We start from the raw sequence: 15,170 nt of genomic DNA, 5'->3' as shown, positions 1-15,170 counted from the left end.
GTTCTCCGCTCTTCGGTTCCTGTTCCTCAACAGCTCAGAAACCTAGACAGGGAACGGCGTGCTCAACTCTCAGTCGCGCTCAACCACCCACGGATGCGTCAGAAGGGCCAGTTTTCAGCCGTCGACATCCGCTCAGTTTTCACCCGTCGTTGACACCAGGATCTCGGCCCGGCTGCCTGCGGGAAGCGTGTGCTCGCAGCGGTCCAGCAGGGCAAGGACGGCGTCTGCGGTCGCCCTGTCCGACGGGTCGGCGCGCAGCCGGGCCAGCTGGAGCCGGACCACCGTCAGCTGCTCGTACGACGCCAGGTAGGAGCACTCGTCCGTGACCCGCACGCCCGTCTCGTCCGCCCAGGCCTGGGCCCCGGACAGGTCGCCGGAGGCGATCCGGATCCGGGCTCTCATGGCAGGGATGGGTCGCAGCTCGGGGTAGAAACCCCGCCGATAGAGCCCCTCCGCCTGGTCGAGCTGCGACAGCGCGGTCTCGTGGTCGCCGTCGGCGGCCAGCACCTGCGCCATCACCACGAACCACCGGTGGCGGTTCTCGGTGATCGACGCCCGCTCGCGCAGCTCGCGAGCCACCTCCAGGTGATCCAGCGCCTCCGGACGGGCACCACGGCGGTGGTCGAGCTCGGCCAGGGCCACGTGAAGGTCGGAGACGGACCGGGCGTGCGGGCCGCCCCGCAGGGGCGCCTCGCGCAAGCTCTCCTCGCACACCCTCCGCGCTCTGGCCGGGTGACCCGCCGCCACCCGCAGGTCGGCGAGCACGACCCCGCCGTCCAGCACGTCCACCACGTTGCCGGCCCTGCGCAGGCAGTCGAGGGCGAGCCCGTATGTCGACAGCGCCTCGTCCATCTCCCCTGCGGCCCAGGCCGCCAGGGCCAGCAGGCCGGTGGCAGCGCCGCGCGTGAGGTGGTCGTCGGGCAGGGCGAGGGCGAGGGCGCCGCGCGCGTGATAGGCCGCCCCGACCAGGTCGCCGCGAGCCTGGGCGAGCGCAGCGCGATACACCGACACCGTCGCGGGCGCCGAGCGCAGGTCGTCGGTCGGGGCCCACCCGGCCGCCAGGGATGCGTCTGCTCGTCCTGCAGCCAGGACGGCGTCAGCGTCGTCCAGCCGGGCGTCGGCGCCCTCGAGGTCGCCCTCCAGCATCAACGACCACGCGCAGACCAGAGAGAGGACGGGGCTGACGCGAACGCGGGCCCGTGGGAGAGCCCGGATCCAGCCGAGCAGGAGGCTGTCCTGGCGGCTCCGTCGCAGCAGGGGAACGGCGTCCTCGACCAGGTAGGCGGCGCGCTCGTCGTCCGAGCCCGCCAACGCCTGCCCCACGGCCTCCACGAGGTATCCGTTGGCGGCGAACCATCGGCTGGCCAGCCGGTGCAGGTCCGCCACCAGGTCAGGCTCCTGGGCGCTCAGTCGTGCGCGTAGAACGTCGGCGAACAGGTGGTGGTAGCGGTACCACGAGCGATCGTCGTCGAGGGAGACGAGGAACAGGTTGTCGGCCCAGACCCGTTCGAGCATCGCGGTGCCGTCGGTCCGGCCCGTGAGTGCGTCGCACGCGGGGCCGCACAGCCGGTCCAGGACTGCCGTGCGCAGCAGGAACTCCCGCACCGGGGCGGGCTGACGGTCGAGCACCTCGTCGGTGAGGTAGTCGAGGACGAAGCGGTGGCTGCCCGCGAAGTCACGGACGAAGTCGTGGGCCTGGCCACCACCCGACCGGCCACCCAGGGCCAGGGACACCAGCTGCAGACCGGCGATCCAGCCCTCCGTCCGGCCCTCGAGGGCATCCACGTCGTGGGCGTCCAGGGTCAGCCCCATCGCCGCGACCAGGAAGTCCTCCGCCTCGGCCCGGGTGAAGCGGAGATCGGCCGCACGCAGCTCGATGAGCTCGCCGCGTGCGCGCAGCCGCGCCAGGGCGAGAGGCGGGTCGGAGCGGGTCGAGAGGACCAGGTGCAGCCCCGCGGGCAGGTGGTCCACGAGGAAGGCGACCGCCTGGTGCACCTCGGGGGCGCGCACGAGGTGGACGTCATCCATCACCAGCACCCGCACGGCGCCCGGCCTGAGGGCGTCGGCACGGACCACGGCATCGATCACGGCGGATGCCGCCGCCGTCGCGTCACGGTGCCGCCCCAGGGCCGAACCGTCGACCTGGATGTCCAGGCCCGCCAGCGAGGCCGCCAGCAAAGCGAGGAAGGCGGCGAGATCGTCGTCCTCGTCGCCAAGGCTCATCCACCCGACCCGGACCGGCGGCTCCCGCCGCGCCAGCTGCGCCGCCCAGTCCGCGAGCAGGCTCGACTTGCCGAAACCCGCCGGCGCGGACACCAGCGTCAGGCGATGACCGCCCTCGAGAGAGCCGTCCAGCCGCGCTGCCAGCCGTGGGCGCGGGACCAGCCTCGGGCGCCGCGCCGGCACGAACAGCTTCGTCGCGAGGACGGGGGACGACACCCGTCGAGCATAGGCCTGGCCGTTGGGGGACGGCGGGGTCCGAGGTGCGCCGGGATCTAGGAGGCCTCAGCCTCCAGGGCGGTGATCGCCTCGTGCATGGTGAGCACGCGCTGGGCGGACTCGACGTGGAGGTTCTCGATCATCCTGCCGTTGTAGGTCACGACGCCGGAGCCTTGGCCGTCCTCCCACGCCTGCAGGATGCCGCGGGCGTCCTCGACCGCCTGCGACGACGGGGCGAAGGCCTCGTTGGCGCCGGCGACCTGACCGGGGTGGATGAGCGTCTTGCCGTCGAAGCCCAGCTGACGACCCTGCGCGCACTCCGCGAGGAAGCCCTCGGTGTCCTTGACGTCGTTGTAGACGCCGTCGAGGATCGCCTTGCCCGCGGCGCGTGCACCGAGCAGCGCGAGCCCGAGACCGGCCAGCAGCGGCTGGCGTCCGGGCACGTGCTCGGCATACAGCTCCTTGACCAGGTCGTTGGTGCCCATGACGAGCACGCTGAGCCGGTCGGACGCCGAGGCGATCTCCTCGACGCGCAGCATGGCCCCCGGGGTCTCGACCATGGCCCACAACGTGGTGCGGTCGGGTGCCCCGGCGTCCTCCATCGCCGCCACGAGCGTGCGGACCTCGTCGGCGGAGCCGACCTTGGGCACGACGATCGCGTCGGGCCCAGCAGCAGCGGCGGCGCGCAGGTCATCCTCGTGCCAGGGCATGCCGATGCCGTTGATGCGGATGGTCAGCTCGCGGCGGGCGTACTCCCCCGAGCGTGCCGCGGCACACGCGGCCTCGCGCGCAGCCTCCTTGGCGTCGGGAGCGACGGCGTCCTCCAGGTCGAGGATCAGCGCGTCGCACGGCAGGGTCTTGGCCTTGTCCAGCGCCCGCGCGTTGGAGGAGGGCATGTAGAGCACGGACCGGCGGGGGCGGAAGACGGTGTCAGCCATGGGATCTCACTTCTCCTGCTGGTCGGGTCCGCCGACGGACGCGGCGCGGGCTTCGTCGTACGCGCTCTTGAGGTCGGGGTCTATCGCCGCGAGCTGCTCGGCGAGCTCGACCATGACCAGGCACTGCTTGAGGGACGCGTCGTCCTCCATCTTGCCGTCGACCATGACCGCGCCCGTGCCGTCGCCCATGGCCTCCTTGACCTTGTAGGCGTGGGCGATGTCCTCGACCGACGGGCTGAACACGCGCCGCGCGATCTCGATCTGCTTGGGGTGCAGCGTCCAGGTGCCGACGCAGCCGAGCAGGAACGCGTTGCGGAACTGGTCCTCGCAGGCGACGACGTCGGTGATGTCGCCGAACGGCCCGTAGTAGGCGTAGATCCCGTGCATCGCGCAGGCGTCGACCATGCGCGCGATCGTGTAGTGCCACAGGTCCTGCTGGTAGGTGCTGCGGTCGGCGTCGACCTGCGAGGTGCCGTCGGCGCCGCGTGGCGGGTCCTGCCGGACGAGGTAGCCGGGGTGGCCGCCACCGACGCGCGTCGTCTTCATGCGGCGGTCGGCGGCGAGGTCGGCGGGGCCGAGGGAGATGCCCTGCATGCGCGGGGAGGCGCCGCAGATCTCCTCGACGTTGGCCATGCCGCGCGCGGTCTCGAGGATCGCGTGGACGAGGATCGGGCGCTGCAGCCCGGCCTTGGCCTCGAGCTGGGCGAGCAGCCGGTCGACGTAGTGGATGTCCTCGGCGCCCTGCACCTTGGGGATCATGACGACGTCGAGCCTGTCGCCGATCTCGGCCACGAGGGTGGTGATGTCGTCCAGGAACCATGGCGAGTCGAGGGCGTTGAGGCGCGTCCACAGCTGGGTCGGCCCGAAGTCCGTCGCCTTGCCGATGTCCACCAGGCCCTGGCGCGCGGCCTCCTTGTTGTCGGCCTTGACCGCGTCCTCGAGGTTGCCGAGCAGGACGTCGACCTGCCCCACCATCGCGGGGATCTTGGCGGCCATCTTGGCGTTGCTCGGGTCGAAGAAGTGGATCGCCCGCGAGGGTCGCGCGGGCACCTCCCGCAGGGGTGCGGGCGCCCCCACGGCGAGGGGGGCGAAGAAGTCCTTGGCGCTGCGCATGTCGCTCCTTGGCTGACGGCGTCGTCGGTCTGGCTCGGTCTCATCGCGGACGCTAGCAGCGAGGACCGACAGGCCGGTATGACGGACGCCACGCTGCCTCGCGGGGACGCCGCAGGAGGGGCGCCGCAGCCCCCAGACCTCCCCCGCCTATCCTGTGGAGGATCTGTGCCACCCGGGAGGCCCTCTTGACCAGCCAGTCCAGCCCGCCGCGCCGCTCCGCCACGCGCAGCCGTGAGGTCGTCGTCCTGTCGGTCCTGCTCGTCGTCGCCGTCGTGATCATCGGCATGCTGCTCCTGCGCCCCCCGGCCCAGCAGGCAGCGGCCCCGGCCCAGCCGGGCGCCACGCAGCAGTCCGGCTCTCGACCAGCGACGCCGTCGACCCCCACCACCCAGGGCAAGGTCACCGACACGGCCCGCCGCATCCCGGGCGACCCGCTCGCCCTGGGCAAGGTCGACGCCCCGGTCGTGATGATCGAGTACGCCGACTACGCCTGCCCCTTCTGCGCGAAGTTCGCCATGGAGACCCAGCCCGAGCTGGTCAAGAAGTACGTCGACGCCGGCGTGCTGCGCATCGAGTGGCACGACCTCGTGATCTTCGGCGACAAGTCGCAGCGGGCGGCCCAGGCCGCGCGGGCCGCGGGCGCGCAGGGCAGGTTCTGGCAGTTCCACCACGCGCTGTTCGCGGCCTCGCCCACCTCAGGTCACCCTGACCTCACCGACGACAGGCTCCTCGGCTTCGCCAGGACGGCGGGGGTGCGCGACCTCGCTGCCTTCCAGAAGGCCATGACGTCCTCCGCCGTCGAGGAGGCGGTGGGCCGCGAGACCCAGGTCGCCCGCCAGCTGGGCGCGACGAGCACGCCGGTCTTCGTGATCAACGGCACACCCGTGGTGGGGGCGCAGCCCGCAGAGGTCTTCACCCAGGTGATCGACCAGGCCGCGGCCGCCGCCCAGCAGGGCTGAGCCTCACCCGTGACCGGCATCGGACTGCTGGGCGCCCTCCTGGGCGGGCTGCTGTCCCTGGTCAGCCCCTGCTCGGCGCTGCTGCTCCCGTCCTTCTTCGCCCTCGCGTTCGAGCGTCCGGTGGTGCTGCTGCGCCGCGTCCTCGCGTTCTACCTCGGGCTGGTGCTCGTCCTCGCACCCCTCGGGGCTGGTGTCGGCGCGGTGGGCAGCCTGCTCACCGTCCACCGCACGACCGCCACCCGCGTCGGTGGCCTCGTCGTCATCGCCCTCGGCCTGCTCGTGGCTGCGGGCGGCGGCTTCGAGCTCGGGGCGGCCCAGCGCGCCAGGGGTCGCCTGCGCCTGGGGCCGGCCGGCTCCACCGTGTCGGTCCTGGCGCTCGGCGCGCTCTACGGCCTGTCGGGGTTCTGCTCCGGTCCCCTGCTCGGGTCCATCCTCACCATCTCGATGGCGGGCGGTTCCCCGGCATACGGCGCCCTGCTCATGGCCACCTATGCCGCCGGTATGACGATCCCCCTGGCCGTCCTCGCGCTGCTGTGGGACCGGGCGGGGCTGCGCGACCAGCGCTGGCTGCGGGGCCGCCCCGTCACGCTGGGGCCGCTGCGCACGCACACGACGAGCCTGCTGGCGGGCGGCGTCTTCGTGCTGATCGGCCTGACCTTCGTCCTCAGCGACGGGACGACGCTGCTGCCGGCGCTCACGGACAGCGGCACGCAGCTCGCGTGGCAGTCACGCGTCCAGGGCTGGCAGGCGCAGGTCACCGACCTGCACGTGCTCCTCACCGTCGTGCTCGCGGCGATCGTGGTCGTCGCGACGAGGCTGGTCCGCAGCCGCGGCGACCACGGCCGCTGACCTCAGCTCGCGCAGGGGCGGGAGACCGTGGGCACGACCTTGGGCGGCTCCGGCGGGATCGGGGGGACCTGGTCCTGCGGGGTCAGGCCCTTCCACTTCATGCCGAGCAGCAGGTCGACCGAGGCGTCCTTGCGGTCGTCGCGCAGCAGGGTGCTGCCGGGCACGTGCTGCTGCACGAGCTTGGCGTTGAGGTCGCCGTTCTCGCCGTAGCGGATGACCGCGACCTCGGTGACCCAGGACTTCTGCGGGTCGGCGGAGACGCCGCCCTGCTTGAACCCGCGCCTCACCATGTCGTTCATGGTGTTGGTGGCGAGGTTCTCGTAGTAGGTCGTGTTGTAGACGTTGAGCGTGAACTGGCCGGGGCGGGCCGGCGGACGCGGCGGACGCGGGGCCAGCCCGCGGAAGTCCGTGCCGATCACGACGTCCACGACGGTGTCGAAGCGCTCGGGCAGCTCAACCATGCGGGCCCCCGGCACCTGCTGCTGGATGAGCAGCGCCTGGTCGTATCCCTTGCGCCCGTAGCGGATCTCGCCCTCCGGGGTCACCGCGCGCAGCTCGGTGTCGTTGCCCAGCCGACCGACCTTGAAGCCGCGCTTGCCGAGCTCGGCGTGGACCGGGCCGGCCACGCCGGACTTGCCCGACGCGTTGAGGACGTTGGTCGCGAAGGACGCTCGGGCGGGTGCCGGCACCACGGTCGGCTGGCAGGTGTCCCGCTGGGGGGCGTCGAGCCAGCCCATGCCGGCGGCGCTGCCCACGCCGGCGGTGGCGATCAGCACGGCGGGGAAGGTCACGAAGGCCGTCACGCGACGACGGCGACGACGACGCATTCGCTCTGCATCGGTCAGCTGGTGCATGCCGTTGACCCCCCGGAGTCCCTCGGGACCGCTCGTCCATCCTGTGCGGACAGCGGTCGTGTGGTGTCACAGTGACGGGTGTGACAGGTCGATTGTCCTGCCGTCCGGGGGCCACGGAAGGCGCTCGGGCGCGGCGTGATCATTCCGTGTCCAACTCGTCACCTTCTGTCAATCTTAGGGGGTCTTCAGTGGGGTTCGTTCCACCGTTCGGCCGTGCGCTCCTGCCGGGTCAGCGGAGCGTCGTGTGGCTGCACGACGTCGTCGACGACACTCGTCGCGTCCTGCTCGAGAGCGACGAGCTCGTGCTGGAGGCGCCGAGCTTCGCGCCGGACGGGCGGCACCTGGTCGTCAACGCCGCCGGGCGCCTGCACGTGCTGCCGCTGACCCGGTCGTTGCGCCCCGACGGCCCGCTCGCCGAGGTCGACACGGGCTCGATCCGCAACGCCAACAACGACCATCTCGTCTCCCCCGACGGCCGCCACCACCTGCTCACCGCGGACGGCCACGTCTATCGCGTGCCCTGGCAGGGCGGGGAGCCGCAGCGGCTCACCCCCGACCCGGGCTCCGAGCCGCTGCGCTACTACCTGCACGGGCAGAGCCGGGACGGGCGGGTGCTCGGGCTGACCGTGCTGAGCGGCCGGCTGGGCAGCGGGGACGTCATACGGACCAATGTCGGGCTGCTGGACCTCGACTCGGGCGAGCTGACCCTGCTCACCGACACCACGGCCTGCGACGGCACCGAGCTCGGTCCCGGCGGGCCCGGCGAGGGCCACGACGACCGGGTGTGGTTCAACAGCGAGCTGCGCGCCACGCGACCCGGCCACTCCCAGGTCTATCGCGTCCGCCCCGACGGCACCGACCTCGAACAGCTCACCCACGACGAGCGGGTCAGCTGGTTCCCGCACCCGTCGCCGGACGGTCGCTGGCTGGCCTATCTCGCCTACGAGCCCGGGGTGGAGCAGCACCCCCCCAACCTGCCGGCCCAGATGCGGCTCCTCGACCTCGCCGACCCCCGCGTCGGCACCCCCGCGCTGCCAGTGCACGTCCTCGCCGACATCTTCGGCGGGCAGGGCGCCACCAACGTCAACGGCTGGGCGCCGGACTCGCGACACCTGGCGTATGTCGACCATCCCGTGGGTAAGGGGACCGCATGACTAACGACAAGAAGATCACCGTCCAGCGGACCATCGACGCGCCGGCCAAGGACATCTTCGAGGTCCTGACGCTGCCGTCGCGGCACGCCGAGCTCGACGGCTCGGGCTTCGTCCGCAGCGACTCCAAGACCGACCGCATCACCGCCACCGGCCAGGTGTTCACGATGAACATGCACGGCGACCACATGGGCGGCGACTACCAGACCGACAACCACGTCACGGGCTACCTCGACAACAAGCTCGTGGCCTGGCAGACCGCCCCCGCCGGCACCGAGCCCAAGGGCTGGGAGTGGATGTGGGAGCTCGAGCCCCAGGGCCAGGACAGCACCCTCGTGACGCTGACCTACGACTGGAGCAAGGTCACCGACAAGCAGCTCCTGCAGAAGATCCACTTCCCGCTGGTCCCGCAGCACGACCTCGAGGAGTCCCTCGAGAAGCTCGCGAGCGCCGTCTCCGGCGGCTGACCGAGCGGATCCTGCACGCGGATCCTGCACGCAGACGATCCCGTCGCCCTCCTCGGGCGGCGGGATCGTCTGCGTCTGGTGGCCGGTGCGCGCTCAGCCCTCGCGGCTGACCACCCGGGTGATCCGCAGGGGCTTGCCCTGCATGCAGGTCGTCATGACGCCCTTGGCCTCGTGCCCCTCGACGGTGACCCGGTCACCGACCTTGAGACCGCCGCCCATCGGCTGGTAGGTCTCACCGGTGGCCTGGTCGGTCAGGACGAGGCAGCGGGGCTCGACGCCCTCGGTGACGGCGCCGGTGACGGTGAGCGTCGCGGTGGGCTTGCCGTTGTCGGAGACGTCGGTCGTGGGGACGAGGGGCGAGGTCATGGTGCCTCCCGGGCTGGTGGTCGGTGCACTGGTGGTCGCTGTCGCGCTGGTGGTGGCGCTGGTCGAGGTCGGCCGGCTGGTGGGGCCGCTCGTCGCCGGCGGCGAGCCCGTGTCGGCGCCGCAGGCGGTGAGGACGAGCGCGAGCAGCGCCGTGCCGACGGCAGCGGCGGCAGGGCGGGTGGTGGTCGTCATACCTCGTATGACGCCCCGCCGCAGGCGTGCGTTCCGGCGCGGCGCTCCCGCACCGGTCACGCCGTGGGGCCGTCGTTGGCCTCGTCGCCGGGCTGCTCGCCCCCGGCCGGGTCGCCCTCCCAGGTCAGGCAGGTCCACCCGAGGTCGGGCCCGCCCTCGAGCACGATCACGCCGGTGTTGCTGATGAGCCGGTCGGCCAGGAACTCGCCCGTCAGGTTGGCGCAGCGCATCGCGGTCCACAGCCGCAGCACCGCCCCGTGGCTGACCACGACGGGGCACTCGGCGCCGGAGTCCGCCACCTCCTCCACCGCCGCGTCGAACCGGCCGAGGACCTCGTGACCCGACTCGGCACCGGGCATCCCGGCGTCGAGGTCGCCGCGCGCCCAGGAGTAGAGGACCTCGAGATAGGTCCGGACCGCCTCGCGGTCGCCGCGCATCTCGACGTCGCCGGCGCTGATCTCGCGCAGGTCGTCGAGTTGGATCGGCGTGATCCCCCGCGCGGCCGCCAGCGGGGCCGCGGTCTGGTGGGTGCGCACGAGGCTGGAGACATAGATGGCGTCGACGGGCTCGTCGGCGAGCGCGGGGACGACGGCCTCCGCCTGCTCGCGCCCACGGTCGGTGAGGTCCGCCCCGGGGCGCGCCGTGTCCAGCAGGCCGTCGACGTTGGACGTGGTCTGCCCGTGGCGGACGAGGATGAGACGCATAGGTCGCACGGTACTGCCCCGACGTGACGTCGTGGCGTCGACCCCGGTCAGGGGATCCGGTGCGTCCACGCCGGCGTGCTGAACTTGGTCTCCACGAGCGTCGCGGCCGCGTCCAGCTCGGTCTGCGTGTAGGTCCGGCGCGTCACGGCATACCGGCTCTCGAAGGAGCGCAGGAAGGAGTCGATGATCTGCTCCCGCGGCAGCCCGGTCTGCGAACGCATCGGGTCGACGCGCTTGTTGGCGGAGCGAGTCCCCTTGTCCGACATCTTCTCCCGACCGATGCGCAGCACCTCGAGCATCTTGTCGGCGTCGATGTCGTAGGCCATCGTCACGTGGTGCAGCACGACCCCTCCGGCGAGCCGGCGCTGCGCGGCGCCCGCGATCTTGCCCTGGTCGGAGGCGATGTCGTTGATCGGCACGTAGCGTGCCCGGATGCCGAGCTCGGCCAGCGCGCCCATCACCCAGTCGTCGAGGAACTCGTAGGAGCGCTGGAAGCTCAGCCCCTCGACGAGCGAGGCCGGCACGACGAGGGAGTAGGTGATGCAGTTGCCCGGCTCCATGAACATCGCGCCGCCGCCCGTGATCCGCCGCACGACGTCGATCCCGTGCCGTCGGCGGCCCTCCTCGTCGATCTCGTTGCGGTAGGACTGGAAGCTGCCCATGACGACCAGCGGCCGGTCCCAGTCCCAGAAGCGCAGGCTCGGCCCGGCCTCGCCGCGAGCCACCTCGCCCGCCAGCACCTCGTCGAGCGCGACGTGCATGCGCGGGTCCAGCGTCACGGGCGCGATGAGGTCGAAGGTGTGGTCCTCCCAGCGGGAGGCGTGACCCAGCGCGCGTCGGACCGCGATGCCGACCGCCTCGGGCGAGAAGCCGATGAGCTGGGCGTCGTCGGGGAGCCGCGACGCGATCGACGCGGCGACGTCGTCCGCCCTGGCGTCGGCGGGGAGCCCCACCAGGGCGGCGTTGATGTCCTCGAGGGCCTCGTCGGGCTCGAGGAAGAAGTCCCCGGAGACGTGGGCCTCGCTGATCCTCCCGTCGTCGGTCTCGAGCTCGACCGCGACCAGCTTGCCGCCTGGGACCTTGTACTCGCCTCGCATGGTGCTCGAGCCTAAGCGGTGACGGGCGGGGCGATCAGGGCGTCGAGACCTCGTCATACAGCTGCCAGGCCACCCGGGCCCCCTCGGCGTCGCCCGCCAAGGTCAGGTCGCGCGCCGCGGACAGGGCCTCGAGCGCCACCTCCTCCTGGTCGCCGGCGCTGCGCAGGGTCCGCGCCCGGTCGAGCCGCAGCCGCCCCCGCGCGAGCCCGGCCAGCCCCGGGAGCCGCAGCGCGTCGTCGAGCACCCGGCGCGCGTCCTCGTGCCGGTCGTGCTGCTCGTGCCACTGCGCCTCGGTGCGCGCGAGGTCGGCGAGCTCGTCGGTGCAGCCCAGCCAGGTCAGGTGCTGGCGGGCCAGGGTGATCAGCTCGGGCACGTCGTCGTCCACGCGGCGGCTCACCCGCATCCAGCACGTCGCGCCCACGAAGCGCGCCCAGTCGCGGTGGTCGACGTCGGGGTTGACCTCGGTCGCGGCGACCTTGTGCCACCGCAGCCCGTCCCGCACGTCGCCGCTCTCGAAGGCGTGCGTGCCGATGGTCCAGGCGACGAGCCCACCGAGGTGGGTGCCGGCGAGCCGGTGGTGCAGCGTCTCGAGCTCGACGAGCAGGCCGTCGCCGGGCAGGGCCTGCGTGGCCAGCGCCGCGATGACGGCCTCGGCGCGCAGGGCGGGGTCCCCGACGTCGGCGCTGGCCTCGAGCGCCCGGTGCGCGTGGTGGGTCGCCGAGGTGCGGTCGACCGCCCGCCGGCTCGTCTTGCTGGCCAGCGTGTGCGCCTCGGCCGCGAGCGCGGGCTGCGACTGCACCCAGGGGTGGGCCGTGAGGGCCGTGGCCGCGTCCGCCGCCGCCGTGTAGTCACCGATGTGCATCAGGGCCCTGACCTCGACGATCGTCATGGCCCACCACATCTCGGGCCGGTCGTGGCCCAGCGCCAGCTCCGCGGCGCGGCGGGCCTCGGCCGCGAGGTCCTCCGTCGACGAGCCGGACCGCATCCGCCCCACCCGTGACGCGAGGGCTGCCAGATCTGCCGTGGACACCTCGGGCACCTCCTCGTCGCGCCCCTGCCCCCAGGACTCCCCCGCCAGGTAGCCACGGGGCAGCTCCAGCCGCCGCTCGAACAGCGAGGTGAGCCGTGGCGTCGGCTCGCGACGACCCGCCTCGAGGTGGGACACATAGCTGATGGAGAGGTCCTGCCCGGCCAGCTCGCCCTGAGAAAGCCCGGCCTCGAGCCGAGCACGTCGCAACCGGCTCGCGAAGGACGTCTCGTCGGCGTCCGTCATGGCACCTCTCCGATCCGCGGATGGGCCGTTCGGGGCCCAGGGCTGTCAACCTCCTTGACACTAAGGTCAACGGCCGTCCGTGTCATCCCACGACACGGTCGCCGAGGGACCAGGCCGGTGCCGCTGTGCGAGGGTGCCGCCATGCCCACGATGACCCCCGCCGTGCGCATGGGGCTGTCCATCGCCGCCGCGACCGGGCTCTACGGCCTGTCCTTCGGCGCGCTGGGCGTCGGCGCGGGCCTGAGCATCTGGCAGACGTGCGCGCTGTCGCTGCTGATGTTCACCGGCGGGTCGCAGTTCGGGTTCATCGGGGTGGTCGGTGCGGGTGGCTCGACCGTGACGGCGCTGTCGACCGCCGCCCTGCTCGGTGTCCGCAACGCGCTGTACGGCATACAGATGAATGCCCTGCTCAAGCCCCCGTGGGCGCTGCGCCCCCTCCAGGCGCACGTCACGATCGACGAGTCCACCGCCACGGCCGTCGCCCAGGAGGGCGACCCCGACGAGACGCGGCGCGGGTTCTGGGCCGCCGGGCTCGGAATCTACGTCCTGTGGAACGCCTTCACGCTGGCTGGCGCGCTGCTCGGCGACGCGATCGGCGACCCGGGGACCTACGGGCTGGACGGGGCCGCGGTGGCGGGCTTCCTCGGGCTGCTGTGGCCACGCCTGCGACGCCGGGACGGGCGGGCGGTCGCGGTCGTCTGCGCGCTCGCCACCGTCCTCGCGACACCCGCCCTGCCCTCGGGGCTGCCGATCATCCTCGCCGCGGCCGTCGCGCTGATCATCGCCCTGGTGACCCGACGGGCCGTCGACGCGAGCGACGAGGGGGAGGCCGCGTGACCCTCACCGCCGCCGTCCTGCTCGCCGCCCTCGTCTGCTACCTCACCAAGCTGTCGGGCTATCTCGTGCCGAGCCACCACCTCGAGCACCCCCTCGTGGCCCGCATCGCCTCGACCATGACCGTCGGGCTGCTCGCGGCCCTCGTCGCCGCCAACACCGTCGTCACCGGCCGGGCGATCGTCCTCGACGCCCGCTTGGGCGCGCTCGCGGTGGCAGCGGTGGCCCTGTGGAGGCGGCTACCCTTCATCGTTGTCGTCATCCTGGGCGCCGCCGCTGCCGCCCTCCTCCGCCACCTCGGGATCGGGTAGCCCTCTGTCGTCGTTCACCTCCGCCTACGGGATCCTCTTCCGGATCCCCGGGGCGCGCCGCTTCATGCTGTCCGCCTACCTCGCCCGCTTCGGCGCGGCCATGATGGGCGTCAGCATCATCGCCATGCTCTCCTCGCGCCGCGGGTCCTACGGCCTCGCCGGCGCCATCTCCTCGGTCGGCCTGGTCGGCATGGCCCTCGCCGGGCCGTCCATCGGGCGCCTCATCGACCGCCACGGCCAGCGGCGGGTCGCCCTGCCCCTCGGCCTCGTGTCGGTCGGGGCGCTCGGCATACTCCTCGTGGCCACCTGGCTCGGCGCACCCGTCTGGCTGCTGGTCCTCGCCAACCTCGGCAACGCCGTGATGCCACAGGTCGGCACCCTGGTCCGAGCCCGGTGGGCGCACCTGCTCGGCGGCGACGCCCGCGCGCTGCACACCGCCAACTCGTTCGAGCAGGTCGCCGAGGAGTCCTGCTTCATGCTCGGCCCCGCGCTCGGGGGCGCGCTCGCCACCCTGGCCTTCCCCGAGGCCGGGCTGCTCGTCGCGCTCGTGCTGTATGCCGTCGGCGTGGTCGGCCTCACGGTCCAGACCTCCACCGAGCCGCCGATCCACGCGGTGCACGAGCACCACGCCGGACGCGCCTGGCGGGCCCCGGGCCTGCTGCTGCTCGCCGTCACGCTGGCCCTCACCGGCGCGATCTTCGGATCGATGGACATCGTGGCGCTGGCGTTCGCGGAGGCGCACGACGCCAAGTCTTTCGGCGGGGTGGCGCTCGGCATGTTCGCCGGCGGCTCGCTGATCGGGTCCCTCGTGTATGGCGCCCTGCCCGTCACCGGCGCCATCGCCAGGCGCCTCCGCTGGGGCACGGCCGCGATGTTCGTGCTGCTGCTGCCGGTGCTGATGGTCGACCACGTGTGGACCTTCGCGGTGGTCGTGCTGATCGCGGGCGGCGCCATCGCCCCCACCCTGATCACCGCGACGATGCTGGCACAACGCCTCGTGCCGCCGTCGCAGATCAACGAGGGCATGACGATCGTCATGACGGGGCTGCTGATCGGGGTGTCGCTGGGGTCCTTCGCCGGCGGGACGGCGGTCGAGGCGCTGGGTGCGTCGCGGGCCTTCCTCGTGCCGTGCGGTGCGGCGATGGTGGCGTTCGTGCTGGCGCTGGTCGGCGGTGGCCGGGTGGCGCGGGCGGAGAAGCGCGCGCTGTCGCTGTGGGGGTCACCTGCCGTGGGCGGCCCCGAGGCTGCGGGAACCCCGCCGGCCTGAGCGCCGTGGTGGTGAGCGCCGGCCAACGTGGTGGGGCCAACGGGTGGAGAACGCCACCGTCATGGGTGGCCTTCTCCACCCGTTCGTCATGGCGGCGACCCGCGAGCTGCGTGCCTAGTGGTTTGCCGAGTCGCGCGCGGCACCTTGGCGCCCGAAACTGACCCGACGGGGCAGGTCGAACGTCCTCACGGCGTCCCAGGCGGCTGAAAGTGACCCGACAGGGCAGGTTGAACGTTCTCACGGCGTCCCAGGCGGCTGAAAGCGACCCGGCGGGGCAGGTTGAACGTCCTCACGGCGCCCGGGGCGACCCAACGCGCCCCGACGGGTCACTTCGTGTAAGAGTCCCGTGGAGTGGT

Annotated in this window: 15 protein-coding genes; 7 read left to right on the top strand and 8 right to left on the bottom strand. The window is 72.6% G+C overall.

Going from position 1 to position 15,170, the window contains the following annotated elements; all coding sequences use genetic code 11:
• Window positions 1-132: 132 nt before the first annotated feature.
• From B4E97_RS02190 to B4E97_RS02180, 3 genes are read right to left on the bottom strand one after another with little or no spacing between them, the layout of a single operon-like run.
• Window positions 133-2,439: a helix-turn-helix transcriptional regulator gene (locus tag B4E97_RS02190; protein WP_286958514.1), complete on the bottom strand. Its 2,307-nt coding sequence runs from the start codon at window positions 2,437-2,439 to the stop codon at window positions 133-135.
• Window positions 2,440-2,495: 56 nt separating this feature from the next.
• Window positions 2,496-3,377 carry an HpcH/HpaI aldolase/citrate lyase family protein gene (locus B4E97_RS02185; RefSeq protein WP_029211533.1) on the bottom strand — a complete coding sequence of 294 codons (882 nt, stop codon included), beginning with the start codon at window positions 3,375-3,377 and terminating at the stop codon, window positions 2,496-2,498.
• 6 nt (window positions 3,378-3,383) lie between these two features.
• Window positions 3,384-4,490 (bottom strand): HpcH/HpaI aldolase/citrate lyase family protein, encoded by a 1,107-nt coding sequence (locus B4E97_RS02180; protein WP_286958513.1) that lies wholly within the window; start codon window positions 4,488-4,490, stop codon window positions 3,384-3,386.
• 185 nt (window positions 4,491-4,675) lie between these two features.
• Between B4E97_RS02180 and B4E97_RS02175 the strand changes: the two genes are divergently transcribed.
• Window positions 4,676-5,449: a DsbA family protein gene (locus tag B4E97_RS02175; RefSeq protein ID WP_286958511.1), complete on the top strand. Its 774-nt coding sequence runs from the start codon at window positions 4,676-4,678 to the stop codon at window positions 5,447-5,449.
• Between the two features lie 9 nt (window positions 5,450-5,458).
• On the top strand, window positions 5,459-6,298 hold the full coding sequence (locus B4E97_RS02170; protein WP_286958510.1) for a cytochrome c biogenesis CcdA family protein: 840 nt from the start codon (window positions 5,459-5,461) through the stop codon (window positions 6,296-6,298).
• Window positions 6,299-6,300: 2 nt separating this feature from the next.
• On the opposite strand, the gene B4E97_RS02165 is transcribed toward B4E97_RS02170, so the two are convergent.
• Complete coding sequence (locus tag B4E97_RS02165) at window positions 6,301-7,152, bottom strand: LytR C-terminal domain-containing protein (RefSeq protein WP_286958508.1); 852 nt, start codon at window positions 7,150-7,152, stop codon at window positions 6,301-6,303.
• Window positions 7,153-7,340: 188 nt separating this feature from the next.
• Between B4E97_RS02165 and B4E97_RS02160 the strand changes: the two genes are divergently transcribed.
• Together B4E97_RS02160 and B4E97_RS02155 are read left to right on the top strand one after the other, a co-directional pair.
• Entirely contained in the window at window positions 7,341-8,306 is a 966-nt protein-coding gene (locus tag B4E97_RS02160; RefSeq protein WP_286958507.1) for a TolB family protein, read from the top strand.
• Complete coding sequence (locus tag B4E97_RS02155) at window positions 8,303-8,770, top strand: SRPBCC family protein (protein ID WP_286958505.1); 468 nt, start codon at window positions 8,303-8,305, stop codon at window positions 8,768-8,770. The genes B4E97_RS02160 and B4E97_RS02155 overlap by 4 nt, the downstream gene beginning before the upstream one ends.
• Window positions 8,771-8,863: 93 nt before the next feature.
• On the opposite strand, the gene B4E97_RS02150 is transcribed toward B4E97_RS02155, so the two are convergent.
• The 4 genes from B4E97_RS02150 to B4E97_RS02135 are packed head-to-tail and all read right to left on the bottom strand — an operon-like array spanning window position 8,864 to window position 12,402.
• Complete coding sequence (locus B4E97_RS02150) at window positions 8,864-9,328, bottom strand: hypothetical protein (protein WP_286958504.1); 465 nt, start codon at window positions 9,326-9,328, stop codon at window positions 8,864-8,866.
• A 56-nt stretch (window positions 9,329-9,384) separates the two neighbouring features.
• Complete coding sequence (locus B4E97_RS02145) at window positions 9,385-10,032, bottom strand: histidine phosphatase family protein (RefSeq protein WP_029211540.1); 648 nt, start codon at window positions 10,030-10,032, stop codon at window positions 9,385-9,387.
• A 47-nt stretch (window positions 10,033-10,079) separates the two neighbouring features.
• Window positions 10,080-11,129 (bottom strand): lipoyl protein ligase domain-containing protein, encoded by a 1,050-nt coding sequence (locus B4E97_RS02140; protein ID WP_286958503.1) that lies wholly within the window; start codon window positions 11,127-11,129, stop codon window positions 10,080-10,082.
• 34 nt (window positions 11,130-11,163) lie between these two features.
• Window positions 11,164-12,402 carry a helix-turn-helix domain-containing protein gene (locus B4E97_RS02135; protein ID WP_286958502.1) on the bottom strand — a complete coding sequence of 413 codons (1,239 nt, stop codon included), beginning with the start codon at window positions 12,400-12,402 and terminating at the stop codon, window positions 11,164-11,166.
• Window positions 12,403-12,552: 150 nt separating this feature from the next.
• Between B4E97_RS02135 and B4E97_RS02130 the strand changes: the two genes are divergently transcribed.
• The 3 genes from B4E97_RS02130 to B4E97_RS02120 are packed head-to-tail and all read left to right on the top strand — an operon-like array spanning window position 12,553 to window position 14,814.
• Complete coding sequence (locus B4E97_RS02130; protein ID WP_286958515.1) at window positions 12,553-13,239, top strand: AzlC family ABC transporter permease; 687 nt, start codon at window positions 12,553-12,555, stop codon at window positions 13,237-13,239.
• Window positions 13,236-13,547: an AzlD domain-containing protein gene (locus tag B4E97_RS02125; RefSeq protein ID WP_286958501.1), complete on the top strand. Its 312-nt coding sequence runs from the start codon at window positions 13,236-13,238 to the stop codon at window positions 13,545-13,547. The genes B4E97_RS02130 and B4E97_RS02125 overlap by 4 nt, the downstream gene beginning before the upstream one ends.
• Window positions 13,489-14,814 (top strand): MFS transporter, encoded by a 1,326-nt coding sequence (locus B4E97_RS02120; protein WP_286958500.1) that lies wholly within the window; start codon window positions 13,489-13,491, stop codon window positions 14,812-14,814. Before B4E97_RS02125 ends, B4E97_RS02120 begins: the two co-directional genes overlap by 59 nt.
• The last annotated feature ends 356 nt before the right edge of the window (window positions 14,815-15,170 follow it).

The organism is Arsenicicoccus sp. UBA7492 (assembly GCF_002479615.1).
Lineage (GTDB): Bacteria > Actinomycetota > Actinomycetes > Actinomycetales > Dermatophilaceae > Arsenicicoccus > Arsenicicoccus bolidensis.
This window is presented reverse-complemented; position numbering and strand designations above follow the sequence as displayed.

Bases quoted from the DNA above. Each gene is read 5' to 3' on its own strand.
- B4E97_RS02185 (WP_029211533.1), bottom strand. From the start codon at position 3,377: ATGGCTGACACCGTCTTCCGCCCCCGCCGGTCCGTGCTCTACATGCCC.
- B4E97_RS02180 (WP_286958513.1), bottom strand. From the start codon at position 4,490: ATGCGCAGCGCCAAGGACTTCTTCGCCCCCCTCGCCGTGGGGGCGCCC.
- B4E97_RS02165 (WP_286958508.1), bottom strand. From the start codon at position 7,152: ATGCACCAGCTGACCGATGCAGAGCGAATGCGTCGTCGTCGCCGTCGT.
- B4E97_RS02155 (WP_286958505.1), top strand. From the start codon at position 8,303: ATGACTAACGACAAGAAGATCACCGTCCAGCGGACCATCGACGCGCCG.
- B4E97_RS02150 (WP_286958504.1), bottom strand. From the start codon at position 9,328: ATGACGACCACCACCCGCCCTGCCGCCGCTGCCGTCGGCACGGCGCTG.
- B4E97_RS02145 (WP_029211540.1), bottom strand. From the start codon at position 10,032: ATGCGTCTCATCCTCGTCCGCCACGGGCAGACCACGTCCAACGTCGAC.
- B4E97_RS02140 (WP_286958503.1), bottom strand. From the start codon at position 11,129: ATGCGAGGCGAGTACAAGGTCCCAGGCGGCAAGCTGGTCGCGGTCGAG.
- B4E97_RS02135 (WP_286958502.1), bottom strand. From the start codon at position 12,402: ATGACGGACGCCGACGAGACGTCCTTCGCGAGCCGGTTGCGACGTGCT.
- B4E97_RS02130 (WP_286958515.1), top strand. From the start codon at position 12,553: ATGACCCCCGCCGTGCGCATGGGGCTGTCCATCGCCGCCGCGACCGGG.